Origin of the sequence: Aurantiacibacter sediminis (assembly GCF_016019885.1) — a bacterium.
GTDB lineage: Bacteria > Pseudomonadota > Alphaproteobacteria > Sphingomonadales > Sphingomonadaceae > Alteraurantiacibacter > Alteraurantiacibacter sediminis.
On sequence record NZ_JAEANY010000004.1, the window covers coordinates 315,127 to 340,564 of the forward strand.

A 25,438-nucleotide genomic window follows, 5' to 3' on the forward strand; every position below is an offset into this window, starting at 1 on the left:
GCTGTTGGAATTCCCGTGCGCTCGGATGGCGGTTGAATTGTGCCATGCGCCCTCCTTGCACTGGCGGAGGGGCTGTAGGAAAGCGGCTTAGCCCTCCAGCGGCAGCTCGATTTCCCGCATGATGCGGTCCGTCTCGATCAGGATTTTGACGATCCGCTGGTAATGCTGGAAGTCGGCAAAGGATAGCTCGCGGCCCTTGCGATCCTTGAGCCATTTCTGCGCCGGCTGGTATCCGCCGATGTGGAATTTCCACGCGATTTCAGGCACGCCATCGAAATACTGGTGCTTGTTGATGTGGACGCGGCCAACAATAGCCCTCTCCCCTTGCGGGAGAGGGTTGGGAGAGGGGTCGGCGGCGCCAGCCGACGCCTCCGCGTCGGTCCCCACACCCTCCGCGCCGTCCGGCGCTCCTCCCTCTCCCGCAAGGGGAGAGGGCGTGAATTTCGGATAGCCGCTCGCCACGACATTGCGCTCTGCCTCATCCTCGCATTCGCCCATGAAGGGGTATGCGGTCTCTCCGATGGCGGCGGGTTCCATCAGGTGCAGGCGGCGCAGCGCTTCGCCCTTTTCGCTGACATGGCGGAACACTTCGGGGCTCGCCGGATAGGGAATGCGCGGAAAGTCGATTTTCAGGAATTCGGCAAAGGTTTCGCGGTAATCCGGCGAGTGCAGCACGCCGTAGATATAATCGAACACCTTGACCTCTGACGGGCGCGCATCGCCGGTCGCCTTGCGGAAATCATCCTCCGGCCCGGCCTGATCGGCAGGTTCGATCCCCGCAGCCTCGCAGATGGCGGCGTAGAGCTTGGGGTCGAAATTGACCGTGCGTTGCGTGGGGGCGAGAGCGTCGGCTTGGTCGGTGGTGTCGTCGGGGTAGAGGTAGAGAGGGAATATATAATTGCCCTCTTTCATCGAGAGAGCGTGGTGGACCATGATGCCATCGAGGATAAGAGAGTGGGTCCAGTCTTGGAGAACGTCGGCCTTTCTTATCGTCGTCAGACAAAAATTTCGCTTAAGCATGTGTTTGCCGACCTCAAACACCGGATATGCTAAAAAACCTCGCGAAAAATCCGTGTAATACGTGAATCGGTAATCGAATGGCCGATACATAATCGGTCGGATGTGATCGGTTCCGTGCTTTGCGATGTTGGCTTTTATTCCCTGAAGATGCCAATCCCGAGCATCATGGATTCCAACGTATTTCTCCTCTAGCGCCTTACGATCCAAGGTCCTGAAATCTTCAACCTTGTTACTCACTTCAATCGGAGTATCACAGATCGTGATCGTGTCTCGCTTGGTCATGACGCCCATCGAGTTTGTAGAAAGCAAAGCGTCTAGAGTTGGCCACTTCTCGATGGTTGCCAGTTTCTCGTAATCGCGCGGTTCAAGAGGGAAGTCTGGCTCACGGCTCTCCAACCGTGCTGTCTCGGTTGCTCTCAACGCATTGCGCAAAACCGAATACTTGGTTTCTCTACTGCCCCACAAATCACCATGGAAAACCTCAGCCAGTTCGTCGCTGCCCTCCCCCTTCCGAACCGCGACAATCAAAGCCACTCCCTGCTGAATATCGAAGACATTCTTGTCCGGTGAACCGTCTGGGCTGACCTCTTTCTTCTTCGCATTGCCATGCAGGTCGAGCACCCAAATCTTATCGAAGGTCTTGAGGAGGTGCCAGCGCATCCCGCGAAAAGTCGGGTTGTCGAGATAGCCATGGTTCGTGATGAAGCCGAGCACGCCGCCTGACGGATTCTTCGCGATCAAATCCTCGCTCATGCGGATGAATTTGACGTAGTCGTCATTGATCCATTTAGGATTGCGCTCCTGCAGCCGCTGCTTCCCGCCCGGCTCCATCTTGTAGGCTTCCATCAAGTTCATGATGTGATCGCCCTTGTTGGCACTTTCGCCCGAATAAGGCGGGTTCCCGATAACGCACATGATCGGCGTCTGCCGCTTAACATCGCCCGCGCCCCTCGCTTCGTCGGCCAGCGCCTGTAGCGCGAAGAGGTCTTTAACCTCGCGCTCGGCGGGTTCCAGCGCATTGGTCAGCCAGACCGAAAGGCGCGGGGGCCATTGCTTGCCGGTGGGCCAGTCCTCCGGCGGCTTGCCGGTGCTGGGCACATAGCCGCTTTCGGTCAGCTGCATATCCAGCTTCATATGGCACATGGCATAGCTTGCCATCAGCAGCTCGAAACCATGCAGGCGCGGCAGCAGGTCACGCTCGACATAGTTCGACCATGCGGAAGGCGCGACGGTCTTCACCCGGTCGGCAATCGTCTGCACAGTCTTCGCAAGGAAAGTGCCCGTGCCTGTCGCCGGGTCGAGGATTTGCACGCGGTGCACATCGCGCTTGATCGTGCGCGGCTTGCCGGTTTTGGGGTCATCCTGCCCGGTGTCCCAATCCACCGTCACCTTCTTGGTATCGGCCAGCCCGTCAGGAATATCGAATTCGGTCTTCAGCACATCGTCCACCGCGCGCACGATGAAATCGACCACCGGTTCGGGCGTGTACCAGACCCCGCGCGCCTTGCGCTTCTTGGGGTTGTATTCGGCCAGGAACGTCTCGTAGAAATGGATGAAGGGATCGTTGCGTGCGGTGAATTTGCCGAAATCCTCGAACAGATCATGCGGGCGGCTGGCGCGCAGCACGTTGACCAAGTCTTCCACCGCGTAAATCAGCCACTTTGGCAAATCGAAGCCAACGATTGTCTGAAACAGACCACGGAGGAATGGATTCGATTTGGGGAGGAGCTTCAGAGCCTCGTCCCGGCTGAAATCTTCCGGCGTCTCGGTATCGTGCAGTCGCGCTGCAAACATGCCGTAGGTAATGGTTTCGGCGTAAAGATCGGCGAATTCTTCGGGCGTGAGGTTAGGCAGCAGGTTCTGTTTGAACACTTTGAATTGGCGGCCCAGCGTCGTCTGGAATTCGGGATCATCCTTCAGCGCGATATCGACTTCGCCTTTGATGATCGCCGCCTTGTTCGCCATCATTTCCGCCAGCCGCTTCGCGCTGCGGATGCTGATCGGCTGTTCTTCGGCAAACAGGCGCAAATGGCGTTCAAGCTCTTCGAACTTGTCCGGCAGCGGCTGCAATCCTTCGTCCATGCCGATAAAGTCGGCAATCGAGGTGTGATGGATCACTTCGCTTTCCCGGATGAATTCGAAATCGACACCGTTTGTGTAGATGAGGTTATGATAGGCCGCTTCGTAACGCTTGCGCTGCTCCACGCTGTAGCCTTTCAGCTTCACCACATCCTTGGGCAGGTCCTTCGCTTCCGCCCAGCCGAAGGCCACGCCATCGCGGTGGAACAGGAAATCGGGCATCCCGCCTTCGCTGCGCTTCGGCTCATTGATGACGCTGGCGGTCTCGTCCACGCTCTCGAACAGGCGCTGGAGCGGCGCGCGATAGCTGTGCTCCGTCGCATCCCCGCTTTGGTAGATGCGCGTGATTTCATCGAGATAACCGGCAATGTCCATGCGTGCCCCTTTCGTGAGGCTACATCACGCGAAAGCGCTGCAATCGCAAGCGATTACCGCGCCCCCTACCGCGCCGTGGTACTCACCACCTCGCCCTCGATTACCACGCCTGTCACGTGGCTGGTGTATTCAAACGGGTCGCCGTCGAACATTGCCACGTCGCCGTCCTTGCCGACTTCGAGGCTGCCGACGCGGTCGTCTACTCCGACGATCCGAGCGGCATCGATAGTAATGCTGGCGAGCGCGTCTTGCGGGGAGAGATCATTGGCAACCGCTTGGCCCGCTTCCCACAAAACCACGCGGACCTTGGGCACATAGGCTTCATATCCCGATTGCAGGGCGAACGGGATGCCGGCCTCCGCCAGCACGGCGGCGGTGGTGAAGGCCGCGTTTTGCAGCTCGCCTTCATTGCGTGCCATGGTCGGGTGCAGGATGATCGATCCGCCCCATGCGCGCAGTTCGTCCAGCATCAGGTGCGCATCTGCCGCGCCGTCTAGGATAACGGTGATACCGAACTCCTCTTCCAGCCGCAGCGCGCTCTGCATGTCCTGCCGGCGATTGGCCGTGACCAGCAGCGGTGTCTCCCCGCGAATGACTTCGATGAAAGCTTCGTTGACGAGATCGCGGCTGCGGCTTTCATCATCCATGCTTGCCCGCGCGCCGATCAGCGCCTGACGGATCATCGCCATCTGTCGTCCGCGCGTGCCGGGCGTGCCCGAACGATCGAGCGCCCAGGTGCCGAGATTGGCGGCGATCATCGTCCCTTCCTCCACCAGAGCGGCCTCGACCGTATTGCCGGTGGTTTTGACGACCATCGTTCCGCCCGAAACGAGCGCGCCGGGGCCGTGGCCGGTGTGGACCGTGGTGATGCCCAGCTCGCGCAGCCATTCGACCAGCCGATCATGCGGATTATAGGCATCGATGGCGCGCAAATGCGGCTGCATCGGGCTGCTGTCATCGAGCTGGTCCTGATCGTCGAACTGGTTGAGATATCCTGTGAGGCCCACAGTCGAATGCGCATCGACCAGGCCGGGGGTCACGATCGGCGCTTCGAGCACTTGCATGCCCTGCGGGATGGCGATGTCGCTAGCCGGGCCGACTGCGGTGATGCGACCGTCCTCGATCACGACGACGCCGTCTGCGATCACGCCTTGCGGGCCCATGGTCCACACCTGTCCGCCGCGAACGGCAACGTCCTGCGCCATGGCCGCGCCGGAAAAAGATGCGATGGCAAGCCCTGCTGCGAATGCGCTTTTCAAAATGCTCATTGCTCGGTCTCCAGCATGCGTGCCTCGCCCTCGAGCACGTGGGTATTCATCTGCGGATTGCCTGCGCCAAAGCCGCCGGTGGCGTGCAGCAGGTCTTCCGGATTATCGCGGTCGAACAGCAATTCGCCCATAATCCATGTTTCGTGAAGATCGGTGTAGACCGAAAGCGGATCGCCATCGAGAATCAGGAAATCGGCATATTTGCCGGGCTCCAGACTACCGACCAAATCCTCCAGCCCAAGCTGGACTGCACCATTGATCGTCATCGCCCTCAATGCGCCATCGCGGCTCATCCCGCCGCGCACGGCAATGCCAGCCTGGCGGAACATCAACCGGCTATCAATAATGTTGTCATCCGAATGCAGCGAGATAAAAACGCCTGCCCGCTCCAGCTCAGCGGCGGTTTCGATGCTCGCATTGGCGGCTTCCAGCTTGCCGCCCGGTGCATCGACGAGGATCGCGGAGACAGGTACATTGGCCGCGGCCAATTCGTCCGCAATACGCCCGCTTTCGATCCCGTGCTGGATAAGCAGATCGAAGCCGAATTCGTCGCGCAGCCTGACCGCCGTCATAATGTCATCGGTGCGGTGCGAGTGGAAATGGACGAGGCGGTCCCCATCCAGGATCTCGCACATGGCCTCCATCCCGATATTCTGCGGCGTGCGGTCCCCTTCGCAATATTCCTGCGCGGCGACGAAATGGCTGCGCACCATCGCGGCAGAGCGCGCGCGTGTGCTCGGGAAGGTGGGGTTCTCGCGGATGGGATTGGTGCCATTGGCCATCTTCATCCCGCCCATCATGTCGCCGTCCTCGTCGATGAAAGCGAGGTCGCGAATGTTATAGCCATCGACAAGGTGCATATAGAATGTCTGGCCGCCCATCAGGTGTCCGGAGCCCGGCATCACATTGGCCGTTGTCACACCACCCGACCGCGCGCGGGCGATAGAGCTGTCGCGCACATTGATCGCATCGAGCGCGCGCACATCCGGCTGGATCGCGGCGGAACTGTCCGCTCCCGAAACCTCTCCGATATGCGAGTGCGTATCGACGATGCCGGGCATGATGATCATCCCGCTCGCATCGCGCATTTCCGCGCCCGCGGGAATGCTCGTATCCGCACCGCCGATGGCAACGATCATCCCTTCATGGATGACCATCGTGCCGCCTTCGATCGTGCCAAGGCCGCTATCGCTATCCATCGTGTGGATCGTCGCATTGGTGAATGCGATGGGCACTTCCTGCGCAGCGACGGGGCTGGCTGCCAACGCCATAAAACCAACGCTCGCGGCGAGCGCGCATCTAAACTTCATCATGAAAGATCTCTCCTGTCCGCGCGGAGACTAGCGCGCGGGATGCGCAATGCAAGCGGACCTTTCACCGGATTGGCGCGGCGGCTATGTCTGCCATCATGCAGCAATCACAGACCCGCTTCACCATCTCCACACAAGGCCAGGCGCTGTATGAATTCACGCGCGAGGTGGCGGACTGGATCAGCGATACCGGGATCGAAACAGGCTTGCTCACGCTCTTCTGCCGCCACACGAGTGCCAGCCTGCTGATCAATGAAAATGCCGCGCCTGCGGTGAAGCGTGATTTGCTGCGATGGCTGAGCAAGGCCGCGCCTGAAGGCGACACCTACGAACATGACGATGAAGGGCCGGACGATATGCCCGCGCATATTCGCACCATGCTGACAGGCGCCTCGCTCTCCATTCCGGTGGCCGATGGCCGTATGGTGTTGGGCACTTGGCAAGGCATTTACCTCGCCGAACACCGCGCAATGCCACACCGCCGCGAAATCGTGGCACATTTGCTGGGTGAGCGGGTTAGTGAGGTATGATCCTCCAAATCAATTCAAGCTTCGCCTTCCAGCTTCAACAACCAACCGATTGCCTCTTGCAATTTGAGGCGGCTCCCCTTTCCGACCAGCGGGTCATTTCGGCGAACACCAGGGTCAGCGATCCGCTGCAATTTGTCCGCGTGCCAGCACAGGACGAAGTGGGAGAGCGGATCTGGGTGCGCGCCGATGGCGATGTTGAAGTCACCTATGAAGCGAAGGTGGAGGTGACGCGCGATGCCCCGGACATGCACGAATTTCGCTTGCTCAAGCCGCATGAAATGCCCGGCCATGCAGTGGAATACGTATTCGATTCGCGGTATTGCCAGGCGGACCGTATGCAAAACTTCGTGGCAGATCGTTTCGGCACATATACCGGCGGCGACAAGATCGTCGCCATGCACGACTGGATCGCGCAGAATATTACCTATGAGCCCGGCGCATCGGGCCCGGCGACAACAGCGCTAGACACTTTTGGCGACCGGCGCGGCATCTGCCGGGATTTCGCCCATGTGATGATCGCGCTGGCCCGTGCGTCTGCCATTCCGGCGCGCTATACCAGCTGCTATGCTCCGGGCGTTTCGCCGCAGGATTTCCACGCGGTGGCTGAGCTTTTCGTCGAGCATGATGGTGACGGCGGCAAATGGCGTATCGTCGATCCCACCGGCATGGCTGACCCTGCCGAGACGGTGAAAATCGGCATTGGCCGCGACGCTGCAGATGTTAGCTTTATGACCACATTCGGCTTTGCCCAGTTTCAGAGCAACTCGGTCGATGTGCGCGAAGCCGCGTGACGCGGCGCAATTGAATGTATTGAGAGGATCGGACCAATAATGAATATCAAGGCCGATACGCTGATCCTGTTCGGGGCAACGGGTGACCTATCCAAGAGGATGCTTCTGCCGTCGCTGTGCGCGCTTCACGCCGAGGATTTGCTGCACGCGGACCTGCGGATCATCGGCACCGCGCGGTCCGAATTATCCGACAATGATTTCCGCAATCTGGCGCGCGAGGCAATCGAGACTTACCTGCCCGATCACCGCCGCGGACGGATGGCCGAATTCCTCAACAAGCTGAGCTACAGCCAACTCGATGTGACGACGCCCGAAGGCTATGCGGCGCTCGCCGAAAAGGCAGGCTTGAAAGAAGGCGACAACCGGCAGGTCGCGATCTTCCTCTCCACCGCGCCCAGCCTGTTCGAACCGACCATCAAGGGACTGGCCGAGCACGGGCTTGCAGGCGAAAACTCGCGCATCTGCCTTGAAAAGCCGCTCGGCACCGATCTGGAAAGCAGCTGCGCGATCAATGATGCGGTGGCATCGGCCTTCAGCGAAGACCGTATTTTCCGCATCGACCATTACCTTGGCAAGGAGACGGTGCAGAACCTTATCGCGCTGCGCTTTGCCAATATGTTCTTCGAGCCGCTGTGGAACAGCCAGCATATCGAGCATGTGCAGATTTCCGTGGGCGAGACCGTGGGGCTGGAAGGCCGCGCGGATTTCTATGAAAGCGCAGGCGCGCTGCGCGACATGGTGCAGAACCACATGCTGCAATTGCTCGCGCTCGTCGCGATGGAGCCGCCGGTCAGCTTCGATGCCGGAGCGGTGCGCGACGAGAAGGTGAAGGTCCTGCGTTCGTTGCGCAAGATGGAGCCGGACGAAAGCGTCACCGGTCAGTATCGCAAGGGCGCAGTCGATGGCCAGCCGGTGGCCGGATACGATGAAGAGCTGGGCCGGGACAGCAATGTCGAGACTTTCGTGGCGCTGAAGGCCCATATCGACAATTGGCGCTGGCAGGGGGTGCCTTTCTACCTGCGCACCGGCAAACGCATGCCCGAACGCGTAACCGAAATCGTGGTGCAATTCCGCTGCGTGCCGCACAACATCTTCCCCGGCGCGAAGCTGAAGCAGAACCGCCTCGTGATCGGCATCCAGCCCGAAGAAAACATCCATCTTTCCATGATGGCCAAGGTTCCGGGCATCGAGAATGAAGGCATGACCCTGCGGCAGGTGCCGCTCGATATCACCATGCCCGATGCCTTTACCGGCAAGTTCAAACGGATCGCCTATGAGCGGCTGTTGCTCGACCTGGTCGATGGCCGTCAGACGCTGTTCGTGCGGCGTGATGAAGTCGAAGCGCAATGGCGCTGGATCGATTCCATCCGCGAAATCTGGGAAAAGGAAGACCGCGCGCCCAAGACTTACGCCGCAGGAAGCTGGGGCCCGTCCAAGGCAATCGCGCTGGTCGAACGTGACGGAGTAAGCTGGCATGACTAAGCTGCACCCCACCATCGAGCGCGTCACGGCGCGCGTGATCGAGAAATCGAAGGATAGCCGCAAGGCCTATCTCGACCTGATCCAGCGGGAGGCGGACAACCGCCCCGACCGCAGCCAGGTCAGCTGCTCCAACCTAGCCCACGCCTTTGCCGGCGCGCTGGAGGATCAGGAAGCGCTCAAGACCAACAAGGGCCCAAATATCGGCGTGGTGACGGCGTATAATGACATGCTGTCCGCCCACCAGCCCTACGGCCGCTATCCCGAACGGCTGAAGATTTACGCGCGCGAAGTCGGCGCCACGGCGCAGGTCGCAGGCGGAACGCCCGCTATGTGTGACGGGGTGACGCAGGGCGAAACGGGGATGGAGCTCTCGCTGTTTTCCCGCGATGCGATTGCCATGGCGACGGGCGTCGCGCTCAGCCATGCCATGTATGATGGCATGCTATTGCTCGGCATTTGCGACAAGATTGTCCCGGGCCTGCTGATCGGCGCGCTGCGCTTCGGCCATCTGCCCTCCGTCTTCGTGCCCAGCGGCCCAATGCCCAGCGGCATTTCCAACAGCGAGAAGCAGAAGACCCGCCAGCTTTATGCAGAGGGTAAGGCAACCCGGCAGGAACTGCTCGATTCAGAGCTGGGCTCCTACCATTCGCCGGGCACCTGCACTTTCTACGGCACTGCCAATTCCAACCAAATGATGATGGAACTGATGGGCCTGCATATTCCGGGCGCCGCTTTCATCCAGCCGGGCACGAAGCTGCGGCAGGCGCTCGACCGCGAGGCCGTGCACCGCGTCGCCAGCATGACTCAGGACGGCAATGATTATCGCCCGCTCGGCCACTGCGTCGATGAAAAGGCGATTATCAACGCGATGGTCGGCCTGCTCGCGACAGGCGGCTCGACCAACCATGCGATTCACATCCCCGCCTTCGCCCGCGCGGCTGGCGTGCAGGTGGATTGGACCGACTTGTCCGAGCTGTCCTCCGCCGTGCCGCTGCTGGCGCGCGTCTATCCTAATGGATCGGGCGATGTGAACCACTTCCACGATGCCGGCGGCATGGGCTTTGTCGTGCGCGAGCTTGTCGATGCAGGCCTAGCCCATGGCGATGTGATCGGTGTCGGTCAAAAGCGCGGGATGGACGAATATGGGCAGGAGCCGGGCCTTGATGGCGACGCTCTCGTCTGGCGCGATGTCGGGCCTTCGGGCGATGACACCATGCTAAAAGGCGCTGCCGATCCGTTCCAGCCCGATGGCGGTATGCGGCTGGTCGAAGGGAATCTCGGCCGCGCATGCTTCAAATCATCCGCTGTCGCGAAAGAGCGTTGGACAGTCGAAGCGCCGTGCCGCGTGTTCCAGACGCAAAAGGACGTGGTCGCCGCCTTCAAGGCAGGCGAACTGGACCGCGATGTCGTTGTGGTCGTGCGCTTCCAGGGGCCCAAGGCCAATGGCATGCCCGAACTTCACAGCCTGACCCCGCCGCTCGCGGTGCTGCAGGATCGCGGATACAAGGTCGCCCTTGTGACCGATGGCCGCATGTCGGGTGCCTCGGGCAAAGTGCCCGCCGCCATCCATTGCTCGCCCGAAGCCTTGGGCGGTGGGCCGCTCAGCCTGCTGCAGGATGGCGATGTGGTGAAAGTTTGCGCCGAAACCGGTGAGCTTTCGACCAGCGCCGACCTTTCGGCCCGCACGCCAGCAGAAGATCCCGCACCCGATCAGGGCACGGGGCGTGAGCTGTTTGCGATGTTCCGCCAGCTGGCGGACGAAGCGGAAAAGGGCGGCAGCGCGATGCTCGCCACCGCCGGGCTGTAAAGCCGGACCACTTTCAGGGGAGAGAGCCACATGACCGACATCGTCACCGTAGATATTGGCGGCACCCACGCCCGCTTCGCCATAGCGTCGCTAGCCAAGGATGGCGCGATCACGATGGATGAGCCGATCACGCTGCACACCGATGATCACGCCAGCTTCCAGTCGGCATGGGACGATTATCGCACGCAGAAAGGCGGCACGCTGCCGACCGATGTGGCGATGGCGATTGCGGGCCCGGTGGGCGGCGATGTCATCCGCTTTACCAACAATCCATGGATCATCCGCCCCGCCATGATCGGCGAGAAGCTTGGCTGCGAACGGCAAGCGCTGGTCAATGATTTCGAAGCGGTGGCGCATGCCGTCGCGCGCGCGGGCGATGACGAATTTCTCCACCTGACCGGCCCGGAAGGCACGCTGCCTGCAACCGGACGGCTGACGGTGATGGGACCGGGTACCGGCCTTGGCGTCGCCCATCTCTACCGGGAGCCCGATGGCACCTACCGCGTGTCGGCGACCGAAGGCGGACATATCGACTTCGCACCACTCGACCAGATCGAGGACGCGATCCTCGCCCGCCTGCGCAAGCGCCACAATCGCGTTTCGGTCGAGCGCGTAGTCGCCGGCCCGGCCATTTCAGACATTTATCACACGCTCGCCGCGATGGAGAACAAGAGCGTCCCCGAACTCGACGATATCGAAATCTGGACCAAGGGCATGAATGGCGAGGATATTCTTGCCGCTGCCGCAGTGGACCGTTTCTGCCTGTCGCTGGGGTCCGTCGCCGGTGACATGGCGCTGGCGCATGGCGCAAAAGCCGTCGTGATTGCGGGCGGGCTTGGATACCGGCTGCGCGACCATTTGCCACAATCGGGCTTTGCCGAACGCTTTCGCGCAAAGGGCCGGTTCGAAGGCCTGATGGCGAGCCTGCCGGTCAAACTGATCACTCACCCGCAGCCCGGCCTGTTCGGCGCGGCGGCTGCCTTTTCCCAGAAATATGGAGACGCCTGATGAGCGCGCCCGACAATATCGAAGCAATCATGCGCACCGCTCCGGTTATTCCGGTGCTGGTTGTGGAAGATATCGGCCACGCGCGGGAGACCGCAGAGGCGCTGGTTGAAGGCGGGCTGAAAGTCCTCGAAGTCACGCTGCGCACCGAGCATGCGCTCGAAGCGATCAAGCGCATGAATCTCGTGCCCGGAGCGATAGTGGGAGCTGGCACCGTCACCAATCCCGATCAGCTTCACGCTGCGGTGGATGCGGGAAGCGAGTTCATCGTGTCCCCTGGCCTGACCGAAAAACTGGGGACGGCAGCGGTGAAATCGCGCATTCCGTTTCTGCCCGGTATCGCCAATTCGGGTGACATCATGCGCGGCATGGATCTGGGGCTGAAACACTTCAAATTCTTCCCCGCGATGGCAAATGGCGGCGTGCCCGCGCTGAAATCGCTCGCCGCGCCTTTCTTCCAGTGCAAATTTTGCCCGACCGGCGGCGTTTCGGCGAGCAACGCGCCCGAATGGCTTGCCATGGAGCAAGTGCTTTGTGTCGGCGGCAGCTGGGTGGCGCCTGCCGGTGCGTCGCCTGAGGAAATCACTCGTCTCGCCAAAGAAGCTTGCGAGCTGGCTCCCGCATGAAATCTGTAAGCGAATTATCCGAACGCCTGCAGGAACTCCACCGTCGGACGGAGGAGACTCCGCTATTCAATCCGGTTTTCCAATTGGCGCATGATTTGTCGCGCGATCTGGAAGCGGGCGAAATGTCGCTCGACGATTTTGAAGCGATTGTGGCCGAGCTGGAAGTCGCCTCTCTCAAAGAGCGCGCGACCCGGCTGGAGTGCATGGTCGCTCCGCTTGATGAGCAAGCAAACGAAAACGCGCTGGCGGATAGTTTTGGCAATGGTGATTTCGCTGCCTTTCAGAAGCGCTGGGAAAGCCCAAGCCTGCACGCCGTTTTCACCGCGCACCCGACCTTTCTGCTGACGCCGGACCAGTCGGCTGCAGTTGCAGACGCTGCATCGGGCAAAGGCGAGATCGGCGATAATGTCGTTGGCACTGATCGACCGCAAGTGACGCTCGCCTACGAACACCAGCGCGCTATGCGGGCCATCGCCAATGCGCAGGATGCCCGCAGCGCCATCGTCAGCCAGGTCCTCGCCCATGCGCGCGAAACCTGGCCGGACCAATGGGCAAAGCTCAATCCGGTGCCGTTCCGGTTTGCGAGCTGGGTCGGCTACGACATGGATGGCCGCACGGACATTACCTGGTCCAACTCGATCGGCTTTCGCCTCTCTGAAAAGGCCGAGCGCCTGCAACGCTATGTCGCCGCTCTGGAAGAGATCGACGCCGATCACCCGCTGCTCGGCGAACTGCGTCCCGCTGCCCTTTACGCGATAGAACGCGCGCAGGATTTCACGTCTGACCTGACCGATCCCGCCGCTCTTTCGGTTGCCGCCAATCGCCTGACCGCGAGCGATCCGCGCAAGCTGCTCAGCCTCAAAAAGTTCATCGATGCACTCGATAGCGAAGCTGCAGAGAGCGACGATGCCAAGCGTGCTGTTGCCCTGAAAACCCTTGCCGCATCCATGCGTGCCGATGGCCTTGGCATGGGCTGGATCCACTTCCGCGTGAATGCGAAACAGCTGCACAATGCCATCCGCCGCCGGATCGATCCGGACGGTAATCTCGATCTCGCGAGCAAGGGCGCTGTCGTCCATCTGCGCCGCGCCATCGCCAAGGTGAAGCCGCATCGCAGCAATTTCGGCTCGCTCGCGATCGAGGCGAGTACGGCCATCCGCCAGTTCCTCGCCATGGCGCAGATCCTCCAGCATATCGACGCGGACACGCCAATCCGCATGCTGATTGCCGAATGCGAAGAGCCCGCCACCGTGCTTGCCGCCGTCTATTTCGCGAAACTGTTCGGAATCGAGGACAAAGTCGATGTATCGCCGCTGTTCGAAACTGAAACCGCGCTGGAACACGGCGGCCGCTTCCTTGATGAGCTTCTGGCAGAAGAAGTCTATCGGGACTACGCCAGGAAGCGTGGCCGCATCGCTATCCAAACCGGCTTTTCCGATGCGGGTCGCTTCGTCGGCCAGATACCGGCCAGCCTCGCAATCGAACGGCTTCAGGGCCGCCTTTCGGAAGCGATGGAGGCGAATGGTCTTACCGAGGTAAATGCGCTCATTTTCAACACCCATGGCGAAAGCATGGGCCGCGGTGCGCATCCCACCAAGATGGCGGACCGGCTGGACTGGCCGCTTTCGCCGTGGGCCAAGCGGCGCTTTGCCCGTGCCGGCATAACGCTGGAGCCCGAAGTCAGCTTCCAGGGCGGCGATGGCTATCTGTGGTATGCAACGCCCGAACTCGCCCGCGCCACGCTCACCCGCATTGCGTGCCTGCGCCCTGCCGAAACCGATACTGACGCGCCGGTGGACGTATTCTACCGCCGCACCGATCTGAGCCTCGATTTCTACCGCGCCATCAAGGATCACCAGCGCGAGCATCTCGAAAGCCGGATTTACAGCCGCGCGATTACGGCGTTCGGCCTCGGCCTGCTCAACAGCACCGGCAGCCGCGTGTCGCGCCGCCAGAGCGACATTTCCGCAGACCGCGACATGAACCTGCGGCAGATCCGTGCGATCCCGCACAATGCGATCCTTCAACAGCTCGGCTATCCGGTGAATGTGATTGCCGGGATCGGCGAAGCCGCCGAAGGCAATTACGAGGAAATCGGCGAATTGCTGCAGGAAAGCGCGCGCGGGCGTGAGCTGGTGCGTCTGGTGCGTGCGGCCAATGCCCTCGCCAGCGTGAAGACGGTTGCCGCCTATGGTGAGCTGTTCAATTCCGCCTATTGGGCCAGCCGCCCCTATCGCGGGACCGAGCAGCACCTGTCCATGGCGTGCGAGAACCTGTCCGAATATCTCGTCAAAGATGACCGTGTCGGCGTGTTTCGCCGTCTTGCGAGCCGGTTGCGCGTGGATGCGATGAAGCTGCACCGCCTGCTCGATCACATCCCGGATGAAGCGCCGACCGCAAACCGTGAGGACAAGCGCCGGATGATCGGTGTCGCGCAATCGCTGCGGCTCGCTCTGATGCAGGCGATGTTTATCCGCGCGGTCAGCGTGCCGGTGTTCAGCCGCGCCAACGATGTGAGCCGCGACGATGTGCTGGAGATGGTCTTCACCCTGCGGATCGACGATGCGCTGGCGCAATTGCGCCGTGCCTATCCGCGCACTTTCCCGCGCATTTCGCGCTTCGATCTCACCGAAGCAGCCGATTGGCCGGACGGTGCGGATGAAGGCTATGAAGCGATCCACCGCGACTATATCGACCCGATCGAGCGCGCCTACTCGCTTTCGCTGCGTCTCTCCACCGCCATTGCCAATATCTTCGGCGCGCACGGTTAACGCCGGTCACCCGCGCGCTTCGTGTCGTCTCGAAGCGGGACGCGCGCAGCTGGGCTGTAGGATTTGCGCGCATTTGCGCGTATACCGCCACTCATGGAAAGCGGCGTGAAATGGATTCTTGGCCTCAGCCTTGGCGTGGTGGCGATTGTCGCCAGCGCGGTGTTTGCCGGTAATTCGCTGGAAGCGCAGGACCACACCAGCGGCTGGCTCACCCCGGAAGACGTGCTGGTGGAAGGCGACGCTGTCGTCTCCGATCACGACGTGAGCGAGGCCGAAGTGCTCGCGAATGCCGACGGCGAATATTACGGCAATGACCCGCTGAGCGAGGAAGAAATTGCCTATCTCAGCCGCGAAGTCGTGCAGGAAACGCCCGACTATGATCCGGATAATCCCTTCGTCATCAAGCGCGTCCTGCCGATCGAAGGCCCCATCCGCTACGGCGAATGGTATTGGGACGATGAAGGTGTTCCCGATGGCCCGCTGGTGATGACCGTCGACTTGCAGGCGCGCGTGATCAGCGTATTCCGCGATGGCTATGAAATCGGCGCCGCTGCCGCCCTTCTCGGCACGCCGGAGCACCCTACACCCACCGGCGTATTCCCGATCCTGACCAAGGAACGCCACAACGTCTCCGAGAAATACAACAACGCCCCCATGCCTTGGACCCTGCGCCTGACATGGGACGGGATCGCGGTGCACGGCGGATCGACCGTGGAGCTCGGCTACGCCAGCCACGGCTGCATCGGCGTGCCCGACGAATTCGCCAGCCGCCTGTTCGACATTGCCGAGCTGGGCGATGTGGTGATTATCACCGATGGTGTGATGACTGGCGTTGGTGGCTCGCTGGATTACCGGGAGCGGTAGGGCTAGCCCGTCCGCCTCGGAGGTTCGGGTCGATACACCCAATCACCCTTGTCAACTTTAACAAGAATGCCCGCCACATTGCCGCCTTTGCCCTTACGCAATTGATCCATCAGCTGCGCGAGGTCCCGCCCCCTTGGCGTTGCTCCCATGAGGCGGAACTGTGTTTCCAGAATTGGGAAGTGCATATATCGCGCGATCGGCACAGGGTGGCGCAAGCCACCTTTTTCGGTCTTTTCGTTGTCGGAAAGCCACATGTTCACCGCCCACTCACAAAGCATGTCGGCGTCTTCCATATGCTGGGCGCTCACAGAAAAGCCCTTGGGGTCAAGGCAATCGATTTGCGAAAGAGCACTCCGGATCTGAATCCGTTCGAAACTCGTGTCGGCATTGCTCGGATCGTGTGCGACGGCAATACGCGCACTCTCGACTACCTTCCCAAGCTCCCCGCGGCTGAACGATAGTAGGGGTCGAACAAGCGCGCGCCAACGGCTGACATAAGTCCGATCACGAATAGCAGAAAGTCCGGATGTGCCGCAGCCCCGGTTAAGCCGCATGAGTATAGTTTCCATCTGATCATTGGCATGGTGCGCAGTCGCGAGCGTCCGGATGCGGCGCCGCTTTCCCCAGCGATCAAGTGCCGCATACCGCGCCTCGCGCGCCTTGGCCTGCACATTGCCCTCGCCAACCTTAACGGTGAGCACCTCGCACGGCACACCGCGCTCTTCGCAGGCCGTCAACACCAGCGCGCACTCGTCTTTCGCTTCGGGGCGCAGGCCGTGGTCGACTGTCGCGACTTCGAACTGGCCGGGGATCGCTTCCTGAGCCAGCAGCAGCATCGCCATGGAGTCAGGTCCGCCGCTCACCGCGAGGCCGATTTTCCCGCCATCGGGATTCAGCCGGTCGAGCGCGGCTTTGAACCGCGCCACAAGCTCCGGATCAATCGCAGTCGACACGGCCTCCGAGGCTTTCATACATGCCGGACAGGCGGCCCACGGCGAGCGCGGGATAGGTATCGCCGAATTCAGCGAGCGCGATGCAGGCGCGGTTCGTGTCATCAAGCGCGATCATACTTTCGGCAAGATAGAGCAGGCTGTCCGGCGCGCGGGCGGCAGAGCTATCAGCCTGGTAATTCTCGAAGAAATGGGTCGCCGCTGCACGCGGATCGCCGGCATCGAGGAAAGCGCGGCCGAGCAGGTTGCGGCCGAAGGTCGTACGCGGGTGATTGGGATATTGTGCGACGAAAAGCGCCAATTGCTGCTGCGCTTCGGGATAGAAGCCCGCATCCCACAGGCGGAAGCCGTAGACATATTCGTCATCGCCAGCATCGCCGGTCGCAGGCTTGGCGATGGCCTGCACGGCGGCGAGGCGCTCGGGTGAAGGTGCGGTCTGTGCCGGAGGTTCGGGCAGCTCCACTTCGGCGGTGTCTTCAGGCACCGGAATGACGCCGCTCGGGCGCTCATCTGCCGGAGCAGTGGTGGTATTTGGCGCGGGAGCCGCAGCCATCGCTCCATTCTCGATTGCGACTATGCGCGTCTCCAATGCGGCAAGCGCGTTTTCATTGACTTCGGTTGCTGCGGTCAGCCGAGCGAGCTGCTGCTCGATCGCGTCGAGGCGGACCAGCACGTCCGTCAGCGCGCTGGTGGTGACTTGCGGCTGGCTTGTGACCTGGCCGGAAGTGTTCGCTTCCGGTGTGATTTCAGGCTCGAAAAAGCGATCATCGCCGCCGGGAAACACTGCGCGCTGGAGAGCGTTCAACTGCCGCTCGATCCGGTCCAGCCGATTGTCGACCTGCGCCGAGGCAGGGGTCGCCACGACGATCAGCGCCAATGAGAGCGAGCCCAGAATGGCGTTGGTTGCTGCCTTGGGTGCAGAAATCCATTTCATCGCCGCGAATACCTCCTGAAATTCAAAAGCTTTGCTGGCACACTGCCATGCCCTGCCAAGATATATGATTAACGCGTGCGAGAAACCCGGGATATCGCCTTATTCCCCGCAAATAGGCGTCAGTTGACCGACGTGGTCGCGCTGTCCGATGGCACAGGCGACTGGCGGGAGAGCAAGGCCGCTGCCGACACCTCGACATCTTCCAGCGTTTCGATCTCGGTCGAAAGCTTGGGCACGCTTCGCCCGCCAATGGTGATGGCGAGCAGATCGGGCCGACCGGTGATGATGCGCGGGCCATCCGCATCGGCGGGGATCGTGTAACTGTCCCCTTCGGAGAGCGTCTGTTCGCTCAGCACGCGGCTTTGCGCGTCATAGAAGCGCACCCACACCTCGCCCTCTGCGGTGAAAACGACCGGATCACCCGCCGAAGGAGCATCTGTTGCACCAGCGTCGGTGTCCGCGTCTGCAGTCAGCTCTCCGCCTTCAGGCTGCGCTTCTTCTTCCTCCGTTAGCGCCGGCAATTCAGCGGCCGGAGCGAAAAGCGCGCGCGAAGCAAAGAAAATGCCGACGAGCAGCAGGACGACGGCGAAAAGCGAGAACCACACCAGCTTTCCGCCCGGCGCGCGCGATGGGTCGCCCGGCTCGAACGAATTGTTGGTGCCATTGCGTTCACGCGGCGCATCGTCCGCCATCTCCGCGCCGACCATTGCCGCAACATCGCCTTGATCAAGGCCAACCACCTTCGCGATCGTCTTGGCGAAGCCGATGGCATAGGTGCGTCCGGGCAGTTCGCTGAAATCGCCCGCTTCGATATTTTCGATATGGCGACTGGAAATGCGCGTTTCGGCGGCGACCTGTTCTATCGACAGGCCCTTTGCTTCACGTGCAGCGCGCAATTGCGGGCCTACGCTTCCGGGTGCCGCTGCCGCAGCATCTTCGTGATCCAAGTGTTTTTCGTCGGACATTGCCGCTCCAGCTGGGGGATGCTGGGTCTATGCTAACCCTTTGCGCGCAGAAACTATGTTAGACCCCGCAGAGTCAAGCGCTGCGTTGCACAAATCGGCTAATCGACCTCGATTTCCCGCGCTTCCGCCCATTCCGTCAGCGCCGCGCGCATATCGGGCGGCGGGGATGCGAGCCATCCGCGCATGGCGTCGCCGATTTCCTTGGTATCGACTTTGCGCACCAGCTCCTTGATCTGGCCGACGGCTGCCGGGGTAATCGAGAGGCGCCTTATACCAAGCCCGATCAGCGCCAGCGCTTCAAGCCGCCTGCCGCCCATTTCGCCGCACACGCCCAGATCGACCGGCTGGCCGACACAGGTCTGCACCACGCGGGCCAAGAAGCGCAGGATTGACGGGCTGAGCCAGTCATAGCGTTCCGCCAACATCGGATTGGCACGATCGGCAGCAAACAGGAATTGGGTCAGATCGTTGGTACCGATGGAAATGAATTTCAGACGCGGCAGGAGCAGGTCCAGCTGCTCTGCCAGCGATGGCACTTCGAGCATAACGCCGTAATTGATGCAGCTGGGCAGCTGGTGCTTGCGCTTTTTCAAATAGGCGAGCTGGCTGTCGAACACCTCTTTGGCGGCGTCGAACTCCCACGGTTCGGACACCATTGGGAACATGACATTCAATTCGCGCCCGGCAGAGCCCTCGAGCAAAGCGCGCGCCTGCACTTTCATCAGGCCTTCGCGTTCCAGCGCGAGGCGCAATGCGCGCCAGCCCATGGCCGGGTTCTCGTCTTCCTTCGCATTTTCGCTGGAGATGTAGGGTAGTTGCTTGTCGCCGCCGATATCGACCGTGCGGAAAACGACTTTCTTGCCTTTCGCCGCGTCGAGCACATCGCGATAGAGCCGCGCCTGCCGTTCCCGCTGGGGAAGCGCTGCGGACACAAGGAACTGGAATTCGGTTCGATAGAGGCCGATGCCATCCGCGCCGGTGACGGCGAGCATGCTCATATCATCGCGCAGCCCTGCGTTCATCATCACTTCGATGCGTTCGCCATCGCGAGTGAAGGGCTCGACATCGCGCAGCTTGGCGTAGGCAGCCTGTTTTTCCCGTTTGCGGGCAAAGCGAGTTTCGAACGCGGAGAGCACGCCCTGGCCGGGGCGCAGCGTCACCGCGCCCTTGTCGCCATCGACCAGCACCGTATCGCCTTCGCGCACCAGACCGCGCAAATTGCGGATGCGGCCGACAACGGGCACACCCATGGCGCGCGCGACAATCACCACATGCGCGGTGAGCGAGCCTTCCTCCAGCACCACACCTTTGAGGCGTCGCTTGTCGTATTCGAGCAGTTCTGCAGGCCCGAGATTCTTGGCGACAAGGATCGTATCCTTGGACAGACCCTTTTGCGCCGCCGTGCCAAGCTGGCCGGACACGATGCGGATCAGGCGATTGGCGAGGTCTTCAAGATCGTGCATCCTATCCTGCAACAGCGGATCGGAAATTTCGCGCATGCGCATACGCGTGCGCTGCTGCACGCGTTCGATCGCGGCTTCGGCGGTGAGGCCTGAATCGATCGCTTCATTGATGCGGCGACTCCAGCCTTCGTCATAGGCGAACATCTTGTAGGTTTCGAGAACCTGCTCCTGCTCTCCACCCACGCCGAATTCGGCTTGACCCGTCATATTGTCGATCTGTTCGCGCATCCGGTCAAAGGCGAGATAAACACGCTGGCGCTCCGCCTCGGTGTCTTCGGCAACGGTCTGCTCGATTTGCACGCGCGGCTGGTGGAAAACGGCTTCGCCCAGCGCGAGGCCTTTGACCAGTTTCAGCCCCTCGGCCGTCTCCTGCCCGGTCAGCTTCTGCGTGCCTGCCTCAAGGTCGACATCATCGACGAGGCCCGCATTATTGATCAGCTCCGCCAGCACCATGGCGACGGTCTGCAGCGCCTCGATCTCAACTTCTTCGTATTTGCGCGGCTCGATGTGCTGCACATTGACCACGCCGATGGCGCGCTCGCGCCGCACGATCGGCACGCCAGCGAAGGAGTGGAATTTTTCCTCGCCCGTTTCGGGGCGATACTGAAATTCAGGATGGGTCGCTGCCTCATCGAGGTTCAGCGTTTCGATGTTCTGGGCAATGGTGCCTGTGAGCCCTTCGCCCACCGCCAGGCGCGTAACGTGGACGGCGGCCTGGTTCAGCCCGCGTGTCGCAAACAGCTCCAGCATGCCGTCGCGCAGCAGGTAGATCGAGCACACCTCGCTATCCAGCGATTCGCCGATCGTCTCCACGACCTGATTGAGCTTGGCCTGCGCGTGGGTGCGCGAGGCCATGATTTCATGGAGGCTGGTAAGGATCGTTCGTGCGGAGGCGGCAGCTGACATAACTACCGCCTATAGCACGTAAAATGTTTTGCAAATTATACCGCTGCCCCAGGCAGCCCAAGAATCTGCGTAACCGCTCCTAATGAAAGGCGATTTCTTCCTTGATGCGGAGTTTCTGTTTCTTGAGCGCCTGAATTTTCGCTGCATCGGGAGCGGGTCGGTTCATTTCTTCCCGAAGTCGACGGTCGAGGCCTTCATGCTTTGCGGTGAGGGCGTTGACGTGCGAAGAATCCATATGCGCATCTCCTGGCGGTTGCGGCCGCGCGTGCGACCTATCGTTGCACAAATGCAGCGACTCGCCAGTGCGACGAGCGCCGCAATTGTCATCAAACCATAATAGTTTTAATTCTTCAATTCGAACGGCGATGAGTCGTTCTGACTCGCCGATAATCGGGTCGCTTTTGTAATTTATGAAAAGCCGGCAAGGATGTTTCGCCTCGCATGACAGAAGATGAAATGCGCAAACGCCTCGCCGTGCTCAAAGTTGAGCATCGCGATCTCGACATCGCCATCGGGGCGCTGCTCGCGAATGGCGGGCCCGACCAATTGCAGGTCGCGCGGCTGAAGAAGCGCAAGCTCGCCCTGCGCGATCAGATCGCCATTCTTGAAGATTATCTGACCCCCGACATCATCGCCTGAGCGCGTTTTACGCGCGGTCAATCCGTGTCTTGCTGGGACAGGGGAATTTCCTTGTGCACGTTAACCATGATCCGTCTGGCAGGGCGGGCATGGAGGCGCTAGCCGGAGGGAAGATATGTCAGATCCTGCGACCATAAGCCCGGCGATCGTCGAGACGCTGTATGAAGATGCTCTTCAACTGGCCGAAGAGGCGCGCGCGCTGTTCGACACGCAGGATGCGCGTGCACCTTTCGATGAAGAGGACACGCAGTTTCGCATCGCGCTGTCGTGCGAGGGTCTGCGCACCACCACGCGGATCATGCATGCCATCGCCTGGCTACTGAACCACCGCGCCTATTTCGCTGGCGAGATGACCGAGTTCCAGCTGCGCCGCCATGGTCGCTTGCCGCCGCCGCAGCCCGAAGGCGATGCGCGCCAGCTGGCGATGATGGACCTCTACACCCGCAGCATAATCGATCGCAGCAGGTCGCTATATGCGCGGATCGAGCGGCTGGATGCAGCTTGGCGTAGGCATTATGCGATGCAGCCCGAAGCTGTGCATCGCCTGCGCGAGCGGATCGGTCAGGCTTTTGCTGTAAGCTAAGCGGCTTCGCTCAGACTTTCGAAAGCGCTTGATCCCACTCCTTCAGCCGGGTGGCGCGAACGTCATCGTCCATCCCCGGCGTAAAGGTTTTGGCAGCGCCGATCATCGCCGCAGCGGCGTCTTGCAGTGACGCGTGCAGCCCTGCGCCCACCGCCGCCAGCATGGCTGCGCCCAGCGCGGTCGTCTCGACAAAATCGGGCCGGACCACTTCGATATCGAGGAGGTCGGCGATATCCTGCGCCATCCACTCATTGGCGGCCATTCCGCCGTCGATCTTCAGGCTTTTCCATTCCGCGCCGTCGGCAGCAAATGCGCTCGCCAGATCGTAGGTCTGATGCGCCATCGCTTCGAGCGCGGCGCGGGCGATATGCGCGCGGCCGGTGTCGAAACCGAGGCCGGAAATAATGCCGCGCGCCTCTGGTCGCCAATGCGGTGCACCAAGGCCGGATAGCGCGGGCACAATCACCACGCCGCCATTGTCGGGGATCGAGCGAGCGAGCTCCTCGGTCTCCGCAGCGCTGCCGATCAGGCCCAGCGTATCGCGCAGATATTTGATCAGGCTGCCCGAGACAAAAACTGCGCCTTCGATCGCGTAATGCCGCTCACCGCCGAGCTGATAGAGCACTGTGCCGAGCATGCGGTGCTGCGAATGCGGGACCTGCGTGCCCGTATTGCCGAGCACGAAAGCGCCGGTGCCATAGGTCGCTTTGGTATCACCCGGGGAGAGGCAGCCCTGCCCGATGGTGGCGGACTGCTGGTCTCCGGCCATGCCGCAGATCGGGATCGGTGCGCCGAACAGATCCGCATGGGTGGTGGAGAGTTCGCCCGCGCAATCCATGATAGCCGGGAGAGCGGATTGCGGCACGCCGAGCAGATCGCACAGCTCATCGTCCCAGCCCTCCCCATCGAGCGCCATCAGCATGGTACGGCTGGCGTTGCTGGCATCGGTGATGTGCGAGTTGCCGCGCGTCAGTTTCCACACAAGCCAGCTTTCAACCGTGCCCAGCGCCAGCCTGCCACCTTTCGCCGCCTTGGCCACTTCCGGCGCGTTGTCGAGCAGCCAGCGCATCTTGGTGCCGGAAAAATAGGGATCGAGCAGCAGTCCGGTTTTAGCCCGCACCATGTCCTCATGCCCGGCGTTTTTCAGCTGAGCGCAGAAATCGGCGGTTCGGCGGTCCTGCCAGACGATTGCGCGGTGGAGCGGTTCGCCCGTTGCCTTGTCCCATGCGACGACGGTTTCGCGCTGGTTGGTAATGCCGATGGCCGCAATCCGATCTGGTCCGCCCGCCTGCTCTACCATGTCGCGCGCGCAGGCGAGCGTCTTGTCCCAGATTTCGGCTGCATCATGCTCCACCCAGCCGCTGCGCGGATAATGCTGCGTCAGCTCCGCCTGCGCCACGCCGCGCTGGCTGCCGTCCTGCGCAAACAGCATGGCGCGGGTGCTGGTGGTGCCTTCATCCAGAACGAGTATCGACTGATCGATCATTGGCTTTCTCTCTCCTCCCGGCCATATGCGCAGGATGGCAAAAACTCCGCAAGCCCATGATCCCAGCACCTGGCCCACCGGTGACCTCGAACAGCTTGAGCCACTGGTCGCACGCGTGCTCGCGCCCAATGCCTCGGCCTTCACCTATACCGGCACGCAGACCTATCTGGTGGGAATAGAAGACCTGGCCGTGATCGATCCCGGGCCTGCCGATGAGGAGCATCTCGATGCCCTCATCCGCGCCATAGATGGCCGTCCGATCCGCGCGATCATGTGCACCCACACCCACCGCGATCACTCACCCGCCGCCATGCCGCTGGCCGAGCGGACAGGTGCCCCCATCGTAGGCTGCGCGCCGTTGCGGATGGAAGGCGGTGGCGGTGTCGAGGCTGCCTATGATCAGGAATACGAGCCCGACCGGGTGCTGGAAGATGGCGAGGCGATGACCGGGGCCGGCTGGACGCTCACCGCGCTTTTCACCCCCGGCCATATCTCCAACCATTTGTGCTTTGCGCTGGAAGAGACCGGCGTGGTCTTTACCGGCGATCATGTCATGGGCTGGTCCACCAGCGTCATCGTTCCGCCCGATGGGGACATGGGCGATTACATGGCGAGCCTGCACAAGCTCTACGAGCGCGACGATCGCATCTATTATCCGGCGCATGGCCCGGCGGTCGAGAAGCCGAAGCAATTGGTGCGCGGCAATATCGGCCACCGAAAGGCGCGCGAGGGGCAGATTTTGAAACTGCTGACCGAGGCGGCGCAGCCGATCGAGGATCTGGTGGCGCGCATGTATTCGGGCGTCGATAAACGGCTCTGGCCCGCCGCGCAGATGAGCGTGTGGGCGCATCTCATTCATCTGGAACAGCGTGGCCTCGTCAACCGTTCTCAGAACATATGGACAGCCAGACAGAACCCCGCACCGGCAGCCTGATTGCCGAACCAAGCCCCATTAACGAGGTCACCGCCCGTTCGACCGGCATCGCGCCGTGGATCGTCGTCGCCCTGATGGCGGTTGCTCTGGCATGGCTCGCTTGGGAAAAGTGGGGTCCGCAGGATGAGGGCGACATTGTTGCCACTTCGATGCTCGCATTCGAGAGGCAGAATTCGCTTACTGTATTTTCCAGCCGGTTCGATGTGGTTGCCGAGAGCACGTCCACGCCAAGCATCGGCCCGCTCGATCTCGATATCTTGGAATCGCGTCAGGCGATGATCGTACCCGCTACCGTCGAATACCGTCTCGACCTGTCGGGCATGGATGCAGGCGACTTCGGCTGGGACGAGAACACGCAAGTTCTCGAAGTCGAATTGCCTGAGATCACGGTCTCCACCCCGAACCTTAATGAGGGTCAGGCGCGCTTCTTCACGGATGGCGCTTGGGTAAGCCGTGATGCCTCCGCTTCGCTCAGTCGGTCCAACTCGCAGATCGCCGAACGGCGCGCGCGTGCATTTGCGAATAATGCCGAAATCATGGGCCTTGCCCGCAGCGCCGCGCGTGAAGCCGTGCGGCAGAATTTGGCTATTCCGCTGGAAGTTGCCGGCTTCGGCGATGTCGACGTGCGCGTCCGCTTCGCCGATGAATAG

General features: G+C 61.3%; 21 protein-coding genes. 12 read left to right on the forward strand and 9 right to left on the reverse strand.

What is annotated here, in order from left to right; translation table 11 throughout:
- Window positions 1–87 precede the first annotated feature (87 nt).
- The 3 genes from I5L03_RS12990 to I5L03_RS13000 all read right to left on the reverse strand — a co-directional run bounded on the left by I5L03_RS12990 (window position 88) and on the right by I5L03_RS13000 (window position 6,055).
- The gene (locus I5L03_RS12990; protein WP_197922453.1) at window positions 88–3,474 is read right to left on the reverse strand and encodes a type ISP restriction/modification enzyme; all 3,387 of its coding nucleotides are present in this window, start codon (window positions 3,472–3,474) and stop codon (window positions 88–90) included.
- Between the two features lie 65 nt (window positions 3,475–3,539).
- The gene (locus tag I5L03_RS12995) at window positions 3,540–4,742 is read right to left on the reverse strand and encodes an amidohydrolase family protein (protein WP_197922463.1); all 1,203 of its coding nucleotides are present in this window, start codon (window positions 4,740–4,742) and stop codon (window positions 3,540–3,542) included.
- The gene (locus tag I5L03_RS13000; protein WP_197922473.1) at window positions 4,739–6,055 is read right to left on the reverse strand and encodes an amidohydrolase family protein; all 1,317 of its coding nucleotides are present in this window, start codon (window positions 6,053–6,055) and stop codon (window positions 4,739–4,741) included. The genes I5L03_RS12995 and I5L03_RS13000 overlap by 4 nt, the downstream gene beginning before the upstream one ends.
- 95 nt (window positions 6,056–6,150) lie before the next feature.
- Between I5L03_RS13000 and I5L03_RS13005 the strand changes: the two genes are divergently transcribed.
- The 8 genes from I5L03_RS13005 (at window position 6,151) to I5L03_RS13040 (ending at window position 15,928) form a co-directional block, all read left to right on the forward strand.
- Window positions 6,151–6,582, forward strand: coding sequence for a secondary thiamine-phosphate synthase enzyme YjbQ (locus I5L03_RS13005; RefSeq protein WP_197922474.1), 432 nt, complete (start codon window positions 6,151–6,153; stop codon window positions 6,580–6,582).
- Entirely contained in the window at window positions 6,579–7,373 is a 795-nt protein-coding gene (locus I5L03_RS13010; protein WP_197922475.1) for a transglutaminase-like domain-containing protein, read from the forward strand. The genes I5L03_RS13005 and I5L03_RS13010 overlap by 4 nt, the downstream gene beginning before the upstream one ends.
- A gap of 39 nt (window positions 7,374–7,412) precedes the next feature.
- A complete protein-coding gene (zwf, locus tag I5L03_RS13015; protein ID WP_197922476.1) occupies window positions 7,413–8,855 on the forward strand; it encodes a glucose-6-phosphate dehydrogenase in 1,443 nt (480 codons plus the stop codon).
- Window positions 8,848–10,662 carry a phosphogluconate dehydratase gene (edd, locus tag I5L03_RS13020; protein ID WP_197922477.1) on the forward strand — a complete coding sequence of 605 codons (1,815 nt, stop codon included), beginning with the start codon at window positions 8,848–8,850 and terminating at the stop codon, window positions 10,660–10,662. The genes zwf and edd overlap by 8 nt, the downstream gene beginning before the upstream one ends.
- A 30-nt stretch (window positions 10,663–10,692) precedes the next feature.
- Window positions 10,693–11,670, forward strand: coding sequence for a glucokinase (locus tag I5L03_RS13025; RefSeq protein ID WP_197922478.1), 978 nt, complete (start codon window positions 10,693–10,695; stop codon window positions 11,668–11,670).
- Window positions 11,670–12,293, forward strand: a complete 624-nt coding sequence (gene eda, locus I5L03_RS13030; protein ID WP_197922479.1) for a bifunctional 4-hydroxy-2-oxoglutarate aldolase/2-dehydro-3-deoxy-phosphogluconate aldolase — start codon at window positions 11,670–11,672, stop codon at window positions 12,291–12,293. The genes I5L03_RS13025 and eda overlap by 1 nt, the downstream gene beginning before the upstream one ends.
- The gene (locus I5L03_RS13035; protein WP_197922480.1) at window positions 12,290–15,064 is read left to right on the forward strand and encodes a phosphoenolpyruvate carboxylase; all 2,775 of its coding nucleotides are present in this window, start codon (window positions 12,290–12,292) and stop codon (window positions 15,062–15,064) included. Before eda ends, I5L03_RS13035 begins: the two co-directional genes overlap by 4 nt.
- Window positions 15,065–15,169: 105 nt before the next feature.
- Window positions 15,170–15,928, forward strand: a complete 759-nt coding sequence (locus I5L03_RS13040; RefSeq protein WP_325100212.1) for a L,D-transpeptidase family protein — start codon at window positions 15,170–15,172, stop codon at window positions 15,926–15,928.
- 2 nt (window positions 15,929–15,930) lie between these two features.
- Here the strand turns inward: I5L03_RS13040 and tilS are convergent, their stop codons facing one another.
- The 5 genes from tilS to I5L03_RS13065 form a co-directional block, all read right to left on the reverse strand.
- Window positions 15,931–16,899: a tRNA lysidine(34) synthetase TilS gene (tilS, locus tag I5L03_RS13045; protein ID WP_234035252.1), complete on the reverse strand. Its 969-nt coding sequence runs from the start codon at window positions 16,897–16,899 to the stop codon at window positions 15,931–15,933.
- Window positions 16,865–17,812 carry a tetratricopeptide repeat protein gene (locus I5L03_RS13050; RefSeq protein ID WP_197922497.1) on the reverse strand — a complete coding sequence of 316 codons (948 nt, stop codon included), beginning with the start codon at window positions 17,810–17,812 and terminating at the stop codon, window positions 16,865–16,867. Before I5L03_RS13050 ends, tilS begins: the two co-directional genes overlap by 35 nt.
- Before the next feature lie 119 nt (window positions 17,813–17,931).
- Window positions 17,932–18,777: a helix-turn-helix domain-containing protein gene (locus tag I5L03_RS13055; RefSeq protein ID WP_197922498.1), complete on the reverse strand. Its 846-nt coding sequence runs from the start codon at window positions 18,775–18,777 to the stop codon at window positions 17,932–17,934.
- A 98-nt stretch (window positions 18,778–18,875) separates the two neighbouring features.
- Window positions 18,876–21,146, reverse strand: a complete 2,271-nt coding sequence (gene ptsP, locus I5L03_RS13060) for a phosphoenolpyruvate--protein phosphotransferase (protein WP_197922499.1) — start codon at window positions 21,144–21,146, stop codon at window positions 18,876–18,878.
- Window positions 21,147–21,225: 79 nt separating this feature from the next.
- A complete protein-coding gene (locus I5L03_RS13065; protein WP_197922500.1) occupies window positions 21,226–21,381 on the reverse strand; it encodes a YdcH family protein in 156 nt (51 codons plus the stop codon).
- Window positions 21,382–21,587: 206 nt separating this feature from the next.
- Between I5L03_RS13065 and I5L03_RS13070 the strand changes: the two genes are divergently transcribed.
- Window positions 21,588–21,785 (forward strand): YdcH family protein, encoded by a 198-nt coding sequence (locus I5L03_RS13070; protein ID WP_197922502.1) that lies wholly within the window; start codon window positions 21,588–21,590, stop codon window positions 21,783–21,785.
- A 115-nt stretch (window positions 21,786–21,900) separates the two neighbouring features.
- Window positions 21,901–22,368: a DUF1465 family protein gene (locus tag I5L03_RS13075; protein ID WP_197922504.1), complete on the forward strand. Its 468-nt coding sequence runs from the start codon at window positions 21,901–21,903 to the stop codon at window positions 22,366–22,368.
- Between the two features lie 10 nt (window positions 22,369–22,378).
- Here the strand turns inward: I5L03_RS13075 and glpK are convergent, their stop codons facing one another.
- The gene (gene glpK / locus I5L03_RS13080; RefSeq protein ID WP_197922508.1) at window positions 22,379–23,854 is read right to left on the reverse strand and encodes a glycerol kinase GlpK; all 1,476 of its coding nucleotides are present in this window, start codon (window positions 23,852–23,854) and stop codon (window positions 22,379–22,381) included.
- Between the two features lie 34 nt (window positions 23,855–23,888).
- Between glpK and I5L03_RS13085 the strand changes: the two genes are divergently transcribed.
- Both I5L03_RS13085 and I5L03_RS13090 read left to right on the forward strand, forming a co-directional pair.
- Complete coding sequence (locus tag I5L03_RS13085; RefSeq protein WP_197922510.1) at window positions 23,889–24,788, forward strand: MBL fold metallo-hydrolase; 900 nt, start codon at window positions 23,889–23,891, stop codon at window positions 24,786–24,788.
- A complete protein-coding gene (locus tag I5L03_RS13090) occupies window positions 24,752–25,438 on the forward strand; it encodes a DUF4230 domain-containing protein (RefSeq protein ID WP_197922512.1) in 687 nt (228 codons plus the stop codon). Before I5L03_RS13085 ends, I5L03_RS13090 begins: the two co-directional genes overlap by 37 nt.

Bases quoted from the DNA above. Each gene is read 5' to 3' on its own strand.
- I5L03_RS12990 (WP_197922453.1), bottom strand. From the start codon at position 3,474: ATGGACATTGCCGGTTATCTCGATGAAATCACGCGCATCTACCAAAGC.
- I5L03_RS12995 (WP_197922463.1), bottom strand. From the start codon at position 4,742: ATGAGCATTTTGAAAAGCGCATTCGCAGCAGGGCTTGCCATCGCATCT.
- I5L03_RS13000 (WP_197922473.1), bottom strand. From the start codon at position 6,055: ATGATGAAGTTTAGATGCGCGCTCGCCGCGAGCGTTGGTTTTATGGCG.
- I5L03_RS13005 (WP_197922474.1), top strand. From the start codon at position 6,151: ATGCAGCAATCACAGACCCGCTTCACCATCTCCACACAAGGCCAGGCG.
- I5L03_RS13010 (WP_197922475.1), top strand. From the start codon at position 6,579: ATGATCCTCCAAATCAATTCAAGCTTCGCCTTCCAGCTTCAACAACCA.
- zwf (WP_197922476.1), top strand. From the start codon at position 7,413: ATGAATATCAAGGCCGATACGCTGATCCTGTTCGGGGCAACGGGTGAC.
- edd (WP_197922477.1), top strand. From the start codon at position 8,848: ATGACTAAGCTGCACCCCACCATCGAGCGCGTCACGGCGCGCGTGATC.
- I5L03_RS13025 (WP_197922478.1), top strand. From the start codon at position 10,693: ATGACCGACATCGTCACCGTAGATATTGGCGGCACCCACGCCCGCTTC.
- eda (WP_197922479.1), top strand. From the start codon at position 11,670: ATGAGCGCGCCCGACAATATCGAAGCAATCATGCGCACCGCTCCGGTT.
- I5L03_RS13035 (WP_197922480.1), top strand. From the start codon at position 12,290: ATGAAATCTGTAAGCGAATTATCCGAACGCCTGCAGGAACTCCACCGT.
- tilS (WP_234035252.1), bottom strand. From the start codon at position 16,899: ATGAAAGCCTCGGAGGCCGTGTCGACTGCGATTGATCCGGAGCTTGTG.
- I5L03_RS13050 (WP_197922497.1), bottom strand. From the start codon at position 17,812: ATGAAATGGATTTCTGCACCCAAGGCAGCAACCAACGCCATTCTGGGC.
- I5L03_RS13055 (WP_197922498.1), bottom strand. From the start codon at position 18,777: ATGTCCGACGAAAAACACTTGGATCACGAAGATGCTGCGGCAGCGGCA.
- ptsP (WP_197922499.1), bottom strand. From the start codon at position 21,146: ATGTCAGCTGCCGCCTCCGCACGAACGATCCTTACCAGCCTCCATGAA.
- I5L03_RS13065 (WP_197922500.1), bottom strand. From the start codon at position 21,381: ATGGATTCTTCGCACGTCAACGCCCTCACCGCAAAGCATGAAGGCCTC.
- I5L03_RS13070 (WP_197922502.1), top strand. From the start codon at position 21,588: ATGACAGAAGATGAAATGCGCAAACGCCTCGCCGTGCTCAAAGTTGAG.
- I5L03_RS13075 (WP_197922504.1), top strand. From the start codon at position 21,901: ATGTCAGATCCTGCGACCATAAGCCCGGCGATCGTCGAGACGCTGTAT.
- glpK (WP_197922508.1), bottom strand. From the start codon at position 23,854: ATGATCGATCAGTCGATACTCGTTCTGGATGAAGGCACCACCAGCACC.
- I5L03_RS13085 (WP_197922510.1), top strand. From the start codon at position 23,889: ATGGCAAAAACTCCGCAAGCCCATGATCCCAGCACCTGGCCCACCGGT.
- I5L03_RS13090 (WP_197922512.1), top strand. From the start codon at position 24,752: ATGGACAGCCAGACAGAACCCCGCACCGGCAGCCTGATTGCCGAACCA.